This window comes from Dictyobacter vulcani, assembly GCF_008974265.1.
Classification (GTDB): Bacteria; Chloroflexota; Ktedonobacteria; order Ktedonobacterales; family Ktedonobacteraceae; genus Dictyobacter; species Dictyobacter vulcani.
In genome coordinates this window covers 726,114-741,659 of the sequence record NZ_BKZW01000002.1, presented here as the reverse complement: position 1 = coordinate 741,659, position 15,546 = coordinate 726,114, and the positions used below count along the sequence as shown (strand labels likewise).

Here is a 15,546-nt window from a genome sequence, read left to right as displayed (position 1 = left end):
ATCTACCTATTTTTGTGGTACCAGTCTGACGCGGACGATGCCAGGCATAGGAAGATCTAGCGTGAGGGACGCATTGCCTTCTTCTGTTACCAGAACGGGTTGTATGGTCTCATGCAGCTTGTCGGCATTGCGTAACATGCTCCATTGATCAGCAGTTGGCCAGTCCTGTTCACCCTGCCAGTATTGGGCGATATTTGAATGCGTGCCATCAACGCGTGCGATACTAACCGTGTAGTGCTGCTGTGGCAGTTGCTCAAGATGGATGTCGAGCTGACGATTAAGAAGGGCGCTGCCATCCAGTTTGGATTGATCTAGCGTGCCATTCCAGACGAGCAGATCGATAGTACCATCTTCCTTGCGTGCAGCCCAGCCGTCGAGCAGGGATCCGGCACCATCACCGCGCAGTTCAAGCTGCACCAGGTTCGAGCCCAGACTTTCAGCCAGTGCCAGAGCCCAGTACCGTGGTTTGCGCAGGTTGCCAATGGTTTGTAGACCAAAGCCGCCATGGAGCAGGCGTGGCGCTCGACCCAGTTCTTCAAAGTGGTCACTTAGTACCCAATAAGCCAGAGCATCCACGCGTCCCTGCACGCTCTTCATGCCATGCAAGGTAAAGGTGGCGGAGAAGACCGTATCGTTCACTGGATAGAAGTGGGTTGGTGTGACACCCCATTCAGTCCACCAGATTTTGACTTCAGGGAAACCATAGGTAGACAGGGCCTGCGTGAAATCCAGTGGCAGGTTACCATACGTATGTGTGGCGATAAAATCGAGGGGTGAATTATGCTCGCGAACATACTGCAAGAAGTCCGCAATCCACTCTGCGGCGGCCGTCGCGGGACCACCAACGAGCAGGCGCTTATCAACCGCTTTAATCGCTCGGGCAGTTATGTCATAGAGCTGAAAATATTCTTCCTGGGTACCAGTCCAGAAGACTTGCAGGTTCGGCTCGTTCCAGACCTCAAAGCCCCATTGTAAAACCTCTTCCAGCCCATAGCGCTCGACGAGATGCGCGGCGAGGCGCTGGCAGAGCTCAGCCCAGCGGTCCCAGTCTTTAGGCGGCGAGTTCAGAGCGCGATACATAAAAACCGATGTCTCAGGATCACGCGCAAGGTCGTGCGGCATGAATGACAGCTCGACAATTGGACGTAATTTTAACTCAAGCAGACGATCATAGATGCGATCCACAGTCGAGAAATCATAGTGAGCCTCACCATTGACTTCGGTATAGACATGGTTCTCATCATGCAAGATAGCGTGTGCACGAATATGGGTAGCGCCCAGTTCATCACGTGTGTTTTGTAATGCTTGTGCGAACTCTTCGCCAATGTTACTGCCACCAGAGCCTTCTCCATAAAAGAGTTGTGATAAATGCTCAGAACCCATCATATGCCAGACGCGGTTAAGGGTACCTGCGCTGGTCTGGGTCTTCACGGTTACCTGAACTGGTTTAGCCGTTGTGTCGAGAAGGGTTCCCTCAACTGGTGATGTCAATGCGCTGGAAGCATATTTAGGATCGGGGAGAGCCGTGATAGCATACCAGTAGGTTGTGCCTGGTTTGCCAGTGGTATCCGCATAGCTGGGACCAGGAGTTACCAGCACATCACGTCCACCATGATCAATCGGCGTGAATGGCCCCTCTGGTCCATCCGCACGATGCACCAGATAACCAACTGCCCCCGCTACCGGCTGCCAGCGTAGCGTCACCTGGCCCGCACCCGATTCAGCGACTAGTCCCGATGGTGCGGGTAATGTTTGCGGTTCCTGTATTTGGGGCTCTATAATCTGGGCATCATCATCGTTACGCTGCCCAATACGTGTTTCCCAATCTTCACGCGCATCTATGTTTTGTGGTAAATCTTTTTCCATCTTTAATCCTCAAATACATTTCTATATCTAACATATCCATTAATTTGTATGAGATCTTTTTTCGTCTCTATATCAACCCTTTAAGCCAGTCACCGCAATACCCTGCGTCAGGCGGATAGGCGGGTTTCTCCTGGGCTTTAGCCCTTGCTTGTTGCATATAATGCATTGTTGGATTATACTGCATAGGTGCAACGAAGGCACGACAGCACAGGCTGTACGGCCTTAGGAAGTGTTGCCAGGCAAAATCGTTCAAGAAAAGCCTCCCACTGATGCATGCATCAGTTTTCGAAAGAGAAAGGTGTTCACCCTTTCCAGGTCGCCAAACACCCGACGTTGGCTGCACACCCGTCGGGTACGGCATGAAACGGTGAACAGGCATGGCACCGCCCTTCAAGCGAGCAGATGTGTGGATCTGTGCTTGAGTGTATTCCTCACCCACTACGGTCTTCAACGAGTTGCCTCAACGAGGCACCGACTCAGGGGGCCGACTACGTAGGAGTACAAGAAGCCGCCGCCCTTCAGGGCGTGCGGAGTGTCACATTACATGTAGTTTTTATAAGGACTGCATGACGAGCGCTCTACCAGATTAGTAGCCAGTCTTACCCGGACAGGGTTATTAATCTGGTTTTGGAGCGACATTTTGTGATGGATTTCCGACGCATAGAGTGAATCTGCGGTCTGAACTCTCTTCTGTGTAGAGGACTTTTCTAACAGAGCGAGTAACGTTTCAGTGGCTTGTTTTCCCATTTCATAGAATGGTTGTCGTACCGTTGTCAACGGTGGCCGTGAATAAGACGATGGTGCAATATCATCGAAACCTACGACTGAGAGTTGTTCAGGTACGCAGATACCATGCTCATCGGCAGCGACCAATACGTCATAGGCAACATGATCGTTACTGGCAAAGATGGCAGTTGGACGATCAGGCATGGTCATAAAATGGTTGGCCGCTGAACGCCCATCTGTAGGTGTGAAACCACCCTGACGTACCAGATCAGGATCTGGTACCAGACCAACTTCTTGTAAAGCATCGCAATACCCAAGATAGCGTTCCTGCGAGGCTTTATAGTCAGCTGGCCCTTGAATGTGCGCAATACGGCAATGACTCAGTTGTAACAGGTACTTTGTGGCTGCATGTGCTCCTACCCGATTATCCGCGCTGACCCAGGGTACGCTGGTCGGCTCGGAGCGGTCATCGATGATAACCACTGGAAAGCCTTCCTCATAGAGTTTGGTCAGATAGGGTATTGAAGGGCCTGGGAAAACAGCGAGTACACCCGAAGCCAGATTCGAATGCAGGATACGTGAGATAACATCACGTTGCTCCCTGTCATTGTGGACCTGTTCATGGGTAATACTATAGAGGATAAGTTCGTATGGAGATTGGGCAACCACTTCAGATATACCGCGCATGATCTCTGGCATTAAAGGCCATGCCAGTGACGGAATGAGCGATCCAATCAGCCGACTGCGCCCTCCTGCCAGCCTCGAAGCCGCCATATCGAGCACGAAGGTATGCTCTTCAATCACTTTCAGGATGTGCGCACGCGTTGCTGGATCAACATCCTGTTTCGCGTTCAAGACTCGTGAAACAGTAGACTTTGAGACGCCGGCCAGTTCCGCGATGTCTCGTATCGTGAGCTTCCTGGGCATCAATGCCCCTCCTCGCTATAGATGGTTAGATGTTCCGGCCCCGTTCCCGGGACCGTTCCCAGAAGCAGTGTTTTCATTATAATTGCCTGCTTGTGTTTTTGTCAAGGTACATAGATGGAGCTCGGGGCTATTTAAATTTCCCCCAAAGGGTCCCCTGAAGAGAAGAAATCCTAATTGAGAGAGATGCTTACATATGTATAAAACAACCATGTGCTGCCTCCTGCCAGATACCAGGCATTCCGTTTTCACGGTATACTAGAGAGAGGTTTCTACGACACAAGATGAGCATGACAACAGAGACATCCTTTGTCTACAGATAGTGACGAGAGGGCAACACGTATGAGTTTACGCATCCCTCGCCAGATGTACGCGGATCTCTATGGTCCGACTACAGGTGACCGTGTACGGCTGGCTGATACTGAGCTCATGATTGAGATTGAGAAGGATTATACCGTTTATGGCGATGAGATCACCTTTGGCGGCGGTAAAGTGATTCGCGATGGCATGGGCCAGAGCAGCCGCGCCACCCGGGAAAGCGCTCATGGCACGCTGGATCTGGTGATCACGAACGCCATCATTATCGATCACTGGGGTATCGTTAAAGGTGATATCGGCATTCGCGATGGACGTATCGTCAAAGTGGGCAAGGCAGGCAATCCTGATACCATGGACGGCGTTGATCCCGATCTCGTCGTTGGTTCGGGCACCGAGGTAATCGCTGGCGAGAACATGATTGTCACAGCTGGTGGGGTCGATTCGCACATTCACTTTATTTCACCCCAGCAGATCTATGAGGCTATGTCCAACGGCATCACGACGATGCTTGGAGGGGGCACCGGACCTGCTACGGGAACGAATGCGACGACCTGTACACCAGGCGCCTGGAACCTCGCACGTATGTTACAGGCTGTAGAGCACTGGCCCGTTAATTTTGGCTTGCTGGGTAAGGGCAATACCTCAACGAAGGAGCCGCTGGAAGAACAGTTGCGTGCGGGCGCCTGCGGTCTCAAACTCCATGAGGACTGGGGAACCACACCAGCGGCGATCGATATGTGTTTGCAAGTGGCGGACAAATATGATGTGCAGGTCGCGATCCACACAGATACCATCAATGAGGCAGGGTTTGTAGAGGATACCATTGCCGCGATTGGCAACCGCACGATCCACACCTACCATACCGAAGGTGCAGGTGGTGGCCATGCGCCAGACATTATCCGTATTGCTTCATACCCAAATATTCTCCCTTCATCTACAAATCCTACACGGCCTTTTACAATTAATACCATTGCCGAACACTTAGACATGTTAATGGTTTGTCACCACCTTAATCCCCAGGTTCCAGAGGATGTAGCTTTTGCCGAAAGTCGTATTCGGCCTGAGACAATTGCTGCTGAAGACATCTTGCACGATCTGGGTGTCTTCAGTATGCTCTCTAGCGACTCACAGGCGATGGGGCGTGTAGGTGAAGTGGTTACACGCACCTGGCAAACTGCACATAAAATGAAAGTCCAACGCGGACCATTGAAGCCGGATTCTAGTCGCAATGATAATTTCCGAGTCAAGCGTTATATTGCCAAGTATACGATTAATCCTGCTATCACTCATGGAATTGGTCAACATGTTGGTTCCATCGAAGCGGGAAAACTAGCAGACATTGTACTCTGGAAACCTGCACTCTTTGGAGTCAAGCCAGAAATGATTGTGAAGGGCGGATTCATCTCGTGGAGCGCGATGGGCGATGCAAATGCTTCCATTCCAACGCCGCAACCAGTACTCTACCGGCCGATGTTTGGTTCTTTCGGTGGCGCTACAGCGGCTACCAGTTTAACATTTGTATCTAAGGCAGCTCTGGAAGCTCAGTTGCCTGAACAGATTGGATTGCGTAAACAGGTGGTGGCAGTAGAAAATTGCCGATCTATAGGAAAAGAAAATATGATCCATAATACTGCTACCCCCGGGATAGAAGTTGATCCAGAAACCTACGAAGTACGTGCCGATGGTGAACTGCTGACGTGTGAACCTGCCGAAGTTCTACCAATGGCACAACGCTATTTCTTATTCTAATAGATAGCGTTTCAAGATAACGTTTCAAAAAGGGAAAAACTATATGACAGATACAGGCTTTACACGCGCTTTCCGCGTTGGTATTGCTGGTCCAGTCGGATGTGGCAAGACAGCGCTGGTAGATCGCTTGAGCAAAAAACTATGGCCGCGCTATAATCTGGCGGTCGTTACTAATGATATCTATACGAAAGAGGATGCAGAGTTCCTGCTCCGTCAGGGCACGCTCCCACAGGAACGTGTGCGCGGCGTGGAAACCGGTGGTTGTCCTCATGCGGCGATTCGTGAAGATGCTTCCATGAATCTCGAAGCGATCGCTGACCTGGAGGAGAGTTTGCCTGGATTGGAGTTAATCTTTGTCGAAAGCGGCGGTGATAATCTGGCCGCCGCTTTTAGTCCAGAGCTTGTTGATGTCGCGATCTATGTCATTGATGTTTCAGGCGGCGACAAGATTCCTCGTAAGGGCGGTCCGGGCATCATGCGCTCAGATCTACTGATCATCAATAAAATTGATCTGGCACCTTATGTCGGTGCTTCGTTAGAAGTAATGGAGCACGATGCACGAATCAAACGTGGTGAGCGCCCATTTGTCTTCACCAATCTTAAAGATGAGGTAGGATTGGAAGCTGTTATTGCCTGGCTTGAACAACATCTTACAGTACCAGCCAGGGAGCGCCGCAATATCATTGACGCTCATGCACCCTATGTGGGACATCCTCATAGCCATGAGCATGATCATAGTCATAAACATTAAAAATGTAACTACCGCTCGCCCCCAGGTGGGCGGCTGATCAGGAGTGATTTCAATGCCAATGCTTGTTCACCTGACCGCCGAAAAAAATGTTAAGCCAATCTTACGAGGAGGTATTAAAAGTTCATGTGGAGTGTATAGTATGCCAATGCTACAGAATCATTATATTTCGCACCAATGGCTACGTGAACTCAAGCGTCGGGGACAACGCACCTATATGGCAGTCTATTTTCGTGTGAGTGCCGAGGAAATTGTGTCAGTGGGTCATTATAATCAGCAGCATCAACAGGTGCCGCTGGGCAAAGCAATCGAAATTATTCGAAATATCGATGATGCGCAGGGGTATGAAATTATTATATCCAGAACAATTACCAAAAAAGAGATCGTAAAGGTACGGGCATTGTCACAAATCATTGGCTGGCGCTATATGCCTTTCGCCCATGGTAAATCCTTCTTTAATTGTCCGGGCTGTATTCCAAGGGGTCAAATAAAATCAAAAGTGTTACAACAGCGCTATCGCCAGGGTATTACGCGCAGTGGTTCCGGTAAATAAGTCGAGAAGCGCACAAACAAAAAAGACCTTCCCCGCAAAGGGAAAGCCTCATAATGTTTTTCAACAACTGCAATAACGTATATCCTCAATTTTGCCGAGCGCCTCTGCCAGCCGATGAGCTGAAGCCGAGTGCACTCACGCGAGTGTCCACGATGAAGATACTGATGTGAAACAAGCCGTACGATCATTAGGGCGACTTCGCTGCGCCTGTTACCAGGTGTCCACGTGTCGTCTATTTACCAGGTCGTCTTCCTGGGATCTTGATCACACGAAGTGATGGGAAAACTCGTCTTGGGTGCGGCTTCGCGCTTAGATGCCTTCAGCGCTTATCCTTTCTCGACATAGCTATCCAGCTCTGGCCCGGGCAGGCCAACTGGCACACCAGCGGTCGAGCCATCTCGGTCCTCTCGTACTGGAGATGACGCCCCTCAATTTTCCTACGCCCACGACGGATAGAGACCGAACTGTCTCGCGACGTTCTGAACCCAGCTCGCGTGCCGCTTTCATGGGCGAACAGCCCAACCCTTGGGACCTACTCCAGCCCCAGGATGCGACGAGCCGACATCGAGGTGCCAAACCTTGCCGTCGATATGAACTCTTGGGCAAGATAAGCCTGTTATCCCCGGGGTAGCTTTTATCCGTTGAGCCACACTCCTTCCACTCGGGAATGTGGGATCACTAAGCCCGACTTTCGTCCCTGCTCGACCTGTCCGTCTTGCAGTCAAGCTCCCTTCTGCCTTTGCACTCTTACGGGTGATGTCCATCCACCCTGAGGGAACCTTTGGGCGCCTCCGTTACTCTTTGGGAGGCGACCGCCCCAGTCAAACTACCCGCCTGATCTTGTCTACGTCCCGGCTCACGGTGACGTATGAGAAACAAACCGCAACGAGAGTGGTATTTCACTGTTGTCTCCCCTACCCCCACAGGGATAGGTTCTCCGACTCCCACCTATGCTACGCACGCTTCAACTCGTTTCCAGGTCAAGGTGTAGTAAAGCTCCACGGGGTCTTTTTGTCCTGTCGTGGGTAACCCGTATCTTCACGGGTACTTCAATTTCGCCGAGTCCTCTGTCGAGACAGCGCTCAACTCGTTACTCCTTTCGTGCGGGTCGGAACTTACCCGACAAGGAATTTCGCTACCTTAGGACCGTTATAGTTACGGCCGCCGTTCACCGGGGCTTAGATTCGCAGCTACGATCACCGCTCCTCGTAACCTTCCGGCACTGGGCAGGAGTCAGCCCCTATACTTCCGCTTTCGCGTTCGCAGAGACCTGTGTTTTTGGTAAACAGTCGGTTGAGCCAATTTCTTGCAACCCCCTCACGCCGCTCCGAAGAGCCTCGCTACTAGGGCACCCCTTCTTCCGAAGGTACGGGGTTAATTTGCCGAGTTCCTTAACAGAGGGTCGCTCGATCACCTGGGGAGATTTCCCCCTGCCTACCAGTGTCGGTTTGCGGTACGGGCGGAGAAGCATTCTGGCGAGAGGCTTTTCTCGGCGGCGTAGGGGCCAATGACTTCCGCGAACTGACGTCCGCTCGCTGCACGTGTCATGCACAGGAAACCGGGATTTTCCTCGGTTTCGCACTTCGCCGTACAGACCCATCCTGTCCAATCGATGGGCTCACCTTCCTTACCGCGTCCCCCCATTGCTCATAACAAATGTCTCCGGTGCAGGAATGTCCAACCTGCTTGCCATCGCCTACGACTATAACGTCCTCGGCTTAGGACCCGACTCACCCTGGGACGATTGACGGTGCCCAGGAACCCTCAGGCATTCGGTGTGTCTGGTTATCACAGACATGACGCTACTCATTCCGGCATTCTCACTTCTCTTCGCTCCACCAGTCCTCACGGTCTGGCTTCTCTGCTTGAGAACGCTCCCCTACCAATCCTGTAAAAACAGGATTCCATGGCTTCGGTATGATGCTTGAGCCTCGGTACGTTGTCGGTGCCACTACACTCGACCAGTGAGCTATTACGCACTCTTTAAATGATGGCTGCTTCTAAGCCAACATCCTGGCTGTTTGGGCGTACTGACTCCCTTTTACACTAAGCATCAATTTGGAGACCTTAGCCGATGGTCTGGGCTGTTTCCCTTTTGACGACGAAGCTTAGCCCCCGCCGTCTCACTTGCATGCATGCTGTCCTGGCATTCGGAGTTTGGTTGAGTTTGGTAACCAGCACGTGGCCCCTAGCTCATTCAGTGCTCTACCTCCAGGATAGTGTTTCATACAGCTGTACCTCAATACATTTCGGGGAGAACCAGCTATCTCCGTGTTCGATTGGAATTTCTCCCCTATCCACAAGTCATCCCCCAGTTTTGCAACACTGGTGGGTTCGAGCCTCGACGGACTGTCACATCCGCTTCACTCTGCTCATGGATAGCTCACACGGTTTCGGGTCGCATCGCCGCAACCGCTCGCCTTGTTCAGACTCGGTTGCCCTGGGGCTCCCCAGCTTTACCACTGGTTAACCAGGCTACGACGATGCACTCGCCGGATCATTCTACAAAAGGCACGCCATCAGCCCTTAGTTCCGCAACGGAACAGTGGCCTCTGACTGCTGGTGAGTACGTGGTTTCAGGGTCTCTTTCATCCCCCTCTCGGGGTGCTTTTCACCTTTCCCTCACGGTACTTGTTCGCTATCGGTCGCTAAAGATGTGTAGCCTTGGAGGGTGGTCCCCCAGCTTCCCACAAGGTTTCACGTGCCTCGTGGTACTCAGGATACCGACCCACGTTAACAAACCGTCCTCTACGGGACTGTCACCCGCTCTGGTTGCGCTTTCCAACGCATTCAAGTAGTTCGTCATTGTTTGTTGTCGGTCCTACAACCCCGATCATCTCGAAAGATCATCGGTTTGGGCTCCTCCCGGTTCGCTCGCCACTACTACGGGAATCTCGGTTGATTTCTTTTCGTCGAGTTACTGAGATGTTTCAGTTCACCCGCTGCCCCCGTCACTGCCTATGTGTTCAGCAGGCGGTCTCCAGACATCACTCTGGAGGAGTTGCCTCATTCGGAATCTCGGGGTTCATCGCTTGCATGCAGCTCCCCCGAACGTTTCGCCGGTCTCCGCGTCCTTCTTCGGTCTTTAGCGCCAAGGCATCCACCTCGTACTCTGTGTAGCTTGTTCTCTGATTCTTCATCATGTGTGTCTGTGAATGCTTGATCTCTTGATTTTTTTCGCAAAAAATTGCGATCCTCTGCTTCAACTCTGGCTGACATAAATCGCTCAGCAAAATTGAAGATAAACAGTATTCAGTTGTCAAGGTGCGATGCTGGCAGGCCACACACCGGAGCGTGTGTCTGTTCACCCCAACATCTGGAGAGTGGAAACCAGTCCAACGGCTGGCACAAATACATTCTTGTCCTGTTCGACCTGGAAGTGGGATATCATATGTGTCAGAAAATCTCCTGACGGATATCCAAGCTCCCTAGAAAGGAGGTGATCCAGCCGCACCTTCCGGTACGGCTACCTTGTTACGACTTCACCCCAATCACTGACCCCACCCTCGACGCTTGCCTCTCTTGCGAGTTAGCCCAGCGGCTTCAAGTGTTGCCAACTTTCGTGGTGTGACGGGCGGTGTGTACAAGACCCGGGAACGTATTCACCGTAGTGTGCTGACCTACGGTTACTAGCAACTCCAACTTCATGGAGGCGGGTTGCAGCCTCCAATCTGAACTGAGGCCAGGTTTGACGAGATTGGCTCCCCCTCGCGGGTTCGCGACTCTTTGTCCTGACCATTGTAGCGTGTGTGTCGCCCAAAGCGTAAGGGCCGTGCTGACTTGACGTCATCCCCGCCTTCCTCCATTTTAAAATGGCAGTTTCGCTAGAGAAATTCAACTAACGACAGGGGTTGCGCTCGTTGCGGGACTTAACCCAACATCTCACGACACGAGCTGACGACAGCCATGCAGCACCTGTGGATCCGCCCCGAAGGGACAGCCAGTTACGGCTGGTGCAAATCCATGTCAAGCCTTGGTAAGGTTCTTCGCGTTGCATCGAATTAAACCACACGCTCCGCTGCTTGTGCGGGTCCCCGTCAATTCCTTTGAGTTTTAATCTTGCGACCGTACTCCCCAGGCGGACCACTTCTTGTGTTAACTGCGACACTGAGGGGGTCGATACCCCCAACGTCTAGTGGTCATCGTTTACGGCTAGGACTACCAGGGTATCTAATCCTGTTCGCTCCCCTAGCTTTCGCACCTGAGCGTCAGATGCTTCCCAGGACACTGCCTTCGCCATCGGTGTTCCTCCGGATATCTACGCATTTCACCACTCCACCCGGAATTCCGTGTCCCTCTGAAGCCCTCAAGTCAGACAGTATCCGAAGTACTTCGTTGGTTGAGCCAACGACTGTCACTCCAGACTGATCTGACCGCCTGCGTGCGCTTTACGCCCAATAAATCCGGACAACGCTTGCCCCCTACGTATTACCGCGGCTGCTGGCACGTAGTTAGCCGGGGCTGATTCCTCTGGTACCGTCCGTTCTCGTCCCAGAGAAAAGCAGTTTACGATCCGAAAACCTTCATCCTGCACGCGGCGTTGCTCGTTCAGGGTTGCCCCCATTGACGAAAATTCCTCACTGCTGCCCCCCGTAGGAGTCTGGGCCGTTCTCAATCCCAGTGTGGCTGATCGTCCTCTCAGACCAGCTATCGATCGTCGTCTTGGTAAGCCATTACCTCACCAACTAACTAATCGAGCGCAGGCTCATCCTCAGGCGCCCTTGCGAGCTTTGCTCTTGCGAGCCTATGCGGTATTGTCGGCGATTTCTCGCCGGTATTCCTCACCTGATGGTAGATTGCCCACGTGTTACTCACCCGTCCGCCACTCCCTGCTTGCGCAGAGCGTTCGACTTGCATGTGTTAGGCACGCCGCCAGCGTTTATCCTGAGCCAGGATCAAACTCGCCATCCAATTGTTGCGTTTATACAAACATATACTCAAACAAGTATATGTCAATTGCATGTGAATTGCGATCAAGGCCAAGTCTTACAACATTGGCTGTCATTGTTCGCAGATTATTGTTGTGATCACCGAACCCCTAAGAGTCCGGGATCGAATTGACAGGAAACTAGAAACGATTCATGTTGTTCCAGTTACTGTTCTGCTTTCCACTCTTCAGTTGTCAAGGTACCAGACGAAACGTGTGTTTCGTCATTCAACAAGCGTCTGTGTCTTTTTCGTTTGCTTGTCTCGTGTAGCTGTAGTATCGCAGATCTGTTGTGTTTTGTCAAGCGTTTTCCGGACCACTTTTTCAGGTCCGCCGAAATCTCGTGTTTCTGACTCGTCAGAGTCAGAAGACATGCACTATCCTGCGAAAAAGGGCACAGCCTTCCTTTTCTCAATACTTCATTGGGAAGACGCAGGAGATCAGCGATCTCGGGGAGAGCCACCTTAGCGTGGCACAACGGATGCGAAGGGACAGGAGCACCCCGGCTCGTCGAGCCTGGTGATTGTCGTCTTTCTGCAGCTCGATGATTATGCCATAGCCTCACGATCCTGTCAAGCATTTTCCACCACCAACCCAAAAGTACGTCATCGTAGGTTCAGAGCTCGCCTCCGAGCGTCACCGGAGTTCGCAGATGTAGGACATGGCTGGCTTGCCGTTGAGCGTTAGCTCACCGACGGCGACAAATCCGTTGTGTTCAAGCACCTTGCGCGAGGCCGGATTGTCCCGCTTGACCCTCGCGCGCAGCCTGGTGAGTCCGTACTCTGTAGCGGCTAGCTCACACACCTTGCGCACCGCCGCTGTGGCCAGTCCCTGCCCGGCGGCCTTCTGCGCGATCCGGTACCCTAGCTCTGCCGACCCGTCTGCCACTTCGATCAAGTTCACCCGTCCCACCACCTCGCCGCGCTCGGCCACCAGTACATGGAGGAAATCCGTTCCGGCAGCCTGATACTTAAGCAATTGCGCATACCGCGTGTCGAACTCGGCGAAAAACTCATCCCCACGATCGGGAACCGACGCCGCAAAGTAGGCTCGATTCTCCAGCTCGAACGCAAGCAGGGCGGGCGCGTGGTCGAGGCGAATCAACTGAAGGTCTGGCATGAGTAATTGAGGGCGCGGTGTCGATGGCGAAAGAAACTCAGGCGTATTAAAGCGCTCGTACCCAAATGTTTGCAGAACATCAGGCAGATGGCCGGTGGTCACATACTCTGTAATGCCCTGGCCAGTTATGGGACTTAAGATAATGCCCGAACTATTATGTCCAGTTGCCACGAGCAGATTTTCCCAACCCGGGATTGGTCCGATAATCGGGCGTTTATCCGGTGTGCCCGGACGTACGCCAGCCCAGCTGCGAATGATAGATTGAGAGGATAGCGATGGCATAAGGCGCAGGGCTGTGGTATGGAGCTTATCAATACCTTGCGGAGTGACCTGGATCGCAAAACCGTTATCTTCTTTAGTGGCACCTACCAACACTTCCCTCTTTCTTGGAAGCAGATACTTTGTGTCGCCAAAGATAATATGCTGTAACGCTGGTTCCGGCTGGGATAAGGCCAGCATTTGACCAACGATAGGACGCAGAGGGAGCAGAATATCATTGAGGGGATGGAGTAACCTGGCAGACCAGGCACCAGCAGTAACAATGAGTTGCTTACAGGCATAGAGATCTCCCGCTGTTGTCCGTACACCCGTGACGTTTGTCCCGCTATACATAATCTCATTCACGGCAGCATGTGGATAAATATGCGCACCTGCTTGCTGAGCAGATAATGCCAGCGCTCGTACAAGTTGTACTGCGTTGACCTGCGACTCTTCAGGCGAATATACTGCTCCACATACATCAGAAGCCAGGAGAGGCTCTCGTTTTAAAGCCTCGGTACCCTCCATCCACTCCACACGTACTCCCAACGATTGCCATAGCTCAAAACGTTGTTTGAGGCGAGTGAGGCGTTTACCGCTCCGTACCACACGTAAAGCGCCCGTCCGCTCATAGCCCACATCGATCCCACTGCTCGCTTCAAGCTCTGCTACAAATGCTGGAAATTGACGAAAGCTAGCGAGGATGAGATCAGCGAATGTTCCCGGCGCGGGAATAGGACCAAGCGGAGCCAGCAATCCTGCCGCAGCTCCTGAGGCCTGTCCACCCAACTCACCTTGCTCCAGGATCGTCACATTCATGCCTGCTTTACTTAAAAAATAAGCACAGGAGCAGCCAATGACCCCACCACCAATAATAAGCACATCCGTGGTTTGTGTACTGAGCATCATCTTCCAATTCTCAAAAATCATACACTATAAGTTGCGTACCATTATAGCGTAGAAAGAATGCACTTAGCAAGGTAGAAATGCGAGGAGAAAAGAGGAATACTGCAGGGATGGCAGAGAGTCAGGTTTACAGAACAAGAGAATACAATATACCAATAAGGAAAAATTCATGCAGGTTCTGCTATACGGATGCCATACTCTGGCAGAGAGCAGAGTATCATACAGCTATTCACCAATCTGTAATCTACCCTTATTGGTATTATCAAATTCCTCTGCAGTATTAACTCTAGTATAGGGTATAGTTATGTGGAATTTGTCAGGGAAAGATCAAAAAACTATAAAATATTTTCACAACTGCCACTAAAAATCCACAATGCGCGCCAGAAAAAGATATACTAGAGGATATGGACACTATCTATGGAAAGGCCTGCTATATCTGGTAACCCTTTTTGCGTAGTTTCACAAGCCCTGGCCGGCGTAAGTTGAATTATCCGAGGGCTAGAAAAGAGTAGAAACTTGAGTATATTTTCCCGCAATCACGCTCAATCTGGTATGCATACATCACTTCAAACACAGGCCATTACACCTGAGACAGTTTTTAGTGTGCGCACAGCCTCTAATGCCAGGATATCTCCTGATGGCAAAAAAATTGCGTTTCAGGTTGGTGAATGGCTACCTGGTGAGGAGAAATATCGTAAGCGTCTGTGGATTACGGATGCCAGCAGTAATGAACCGGAACCATTCACCAGAGGCATACGACAGGATGGTGTCGCGGCCTGGTCGCCAGATGGTCACACGATTGCCTTCGCATCCAAGCTTGAGGGAGAAAAGGGCGGTAGTCATTTTCAACTCTTTGTGAAAGACGTACAAACTGGCGATGAACATCTAATCTGTACTTTACCAAATGGTATTAGCAATGTCTCATGGTCACCAGATGGCAAGCGAATTGCGTTTTGCTCTGTAGAAGGTGAACCTCCACTCCAGGATCCACAGGTTCAATATTATGGCATAGGACGCCATACACGTCTCTGGACAGTGCGACGGGATTATGATATTGCTGAACCCGTTACTCCCAATGGACTGACGGTCTGGCATTATACCTGGTCGCCCGATAGTAGCCGCTTTGCGGTCTATTATACGACCGGTCCGGAGGAAACAGATTGGTATCGTGGTCAGATTGGATTGGTGGCGGCTCATGGGGGGCGATTCATCAGATCAGTCAACTTACGCGTCAGGCGTTCGCGCTTGCCTGGGCGCCAGATGGAACACGACTGGCGTATGTTTCAGGTGAGTGGAGCGATCCCGATCGCGGCGGTAGCGATATCTATATACACTCACTGACGGATGGACAAACCCGCAATGTAACACCCAGGATTGAGTGGAGCCCTTCCTGGCTGCAGTGGAGTCCTGATAATCAACAGATCTTATGTGCTGGCTGGCATGGCCTCAGCA

The 15,546-nt window shown here is 51.7% G+C and carries 7 protein-coding genes and 2 rRNA genes; 4 read left to right on the top strand and 5 right to left on the bottom strand.

Annotated features, from left to right (window positions below):
• Positions 1-6: 6 nt before the first annotated feature.
• Entirely contained in the window at positions 7-1,866 is a 1,860-nt protein-coding gene (locus KDW_RS20875; RefSeq protein WP_151757889.1) for a GH39 family glycosyl hydrolase, read from the bottom strand.
• A gap of 540 nt (positions 1,867-2,406) precedes the next feature.
• Complete coding sequence (locus tag KDW_RS20870) at positions 2,407-3,519, bottom strand: LacI family DNA-binding transcriptional regulator (RefSeq protein ID WP_151757888.1); 1,113 nt, start codon at positions 3,517-3,519, stop codon at positions 2,407-2,409.
• A gap of 339 nt (positions 3,520-3,858) precedes the next feature.
• On the opposite strand from KDW_RS20870, the gene ureC reads away from it, so the two are divergent.
• From ureC to KDW_RS20855, 3 genes are read left to right on the top strand one after another with little or no spacing between them, the layout of a single operon-like run.
• A complete protein-coding gene (ureC, locus tag KDW_RS20865) occupies positions 3,859-5,583 on the top strand; it encodes an urease subunit alpha (protein ID WP_151757887.1) in 1,725 nt (574 codons plus the stop codon).
• Positions 5,584-5,626: 43 nt separating this feature from the next.
• Positions 5,627-6,334 carry an urease accessory protein UreG gene (gene ureG, locus KDW_RS20860; protein ID WP_151757886.1) on the top strand — a complete coding sequence of 236 codons (708 nt, stop codon included), beginning with the start codon at positions 5,627-5,629 and terminating at the stop codon, positions 6,332-6,334.
• 52 nt (positions 6,335-6,386) lie between these two features.
• Positions 6,387-6,884, top strand: coding sequence for a hypothetical protein (locus KDW_RS20855; protein WP_151757885.1), 498 nt, complete (start codon positions 6,387-6,389; stop codon positions 6,882-6,884).
• A gap of 167 nt (positions 6,885-7,051) precedes the next feature.
• Here the strand turns inward: KDW_RS20855 and KDW_RS20850 are convergent.
• From KDW_RS20850 to thiO, 3 genes are all read right to left on the bottom strand, one after another.
• Positions 7,052-10,011: ribosomal RNA gene (locus KDW_RS20850) — 23S ribosomal RNA — on the bottom strand.
• Positions 10,012-10,316: 305 nt separating this feature from the next.
• Positions 10,317-11,795: ribosomal RNA gene (locus KDW_RS20845) — 16S ribosomal RNA — on the bottom strand.
• Together the 16S and 23S rRNA genes form the textbook arrangement of a ribosomal RNA operon.
• A 652-nt stretch (positions 11,796-12,447) precedes the next feature.
• Positions 12,448-14,097 carry a glycine oxidase ThiO gene (gene thiO / locus KDW_RS20840; RefSeq protein WP_162005458.1) on the bottom strand — a complete coding sequence of 550 codons (1,650 nt, stop codon included), beginning with the start codon at positions 14,095-14,097 and terminating at the stop codon, positions 12,448-12,450.
• A gap of 513 nt (positions 14,098-14,610) precedes the next feature.
• On the opposite strand from thiO, the gene KDW_RS20835 reads away from it, so the two are divergent.
• Positions 14,611-15,435, top strand: a complete 825-nt coding sequence (locus tag KDW_RS20835; protein WP_151757883.1) for a TolB family protein — start codon at positions 14,611-14,613, stop codon at positions 15,433-15,435.
• The last annotated feature ends 111 nt before the right edge of the window (positions 15,436-15,546 follow it).

What these genes read in the sequence shown, in the direction of transcription:
- KDW_RS20875 (WP_151757889.1), bottom strand. Translation starts at nt 1,866, where the DNA reads ATGGAAAAAGATTTACCACAAAACATAGATGCGCGTGAAGATTGGGAA.
- KDW_RS20870 (WP_151757888.1), bottom strand. Translation starts at nt 3,519, where the DNA reads ATGCCCAGGAAGCTCACGATACGAGACATCGCGGAACTGGCCGGCGTC.
- ureC (WP_151757887.1), top strand. Translation starts at nt 3,859, where the DNA reads ATGAGTTTACGCATCCCTCGCCAGATGTACGCGGATCTCTATGGTCCG.
- ureG (WP_151757886.1), top strand. Translation starts at nt 5,627, where the DNA reads ATGACAGATACAGGCTTTACACGCGCTTTCCGCGTTGGTATTGCTGGT.
- KDW_RS20855 (WP_151757885.1), top strand. Translation starts at nt 6,387, where the DNA reads ATGCCAATGCTTGTTCACCTGACCGCCGAAAAAAATGTTAAGCCAATC.
- thiO (WP_162005458.1), bottom strand. Translation starts at nt 14,097, where the DNA reads ATGATGCTCAGTACACAAACCACGGATGTGCTTATTATTGGTGGTGGG.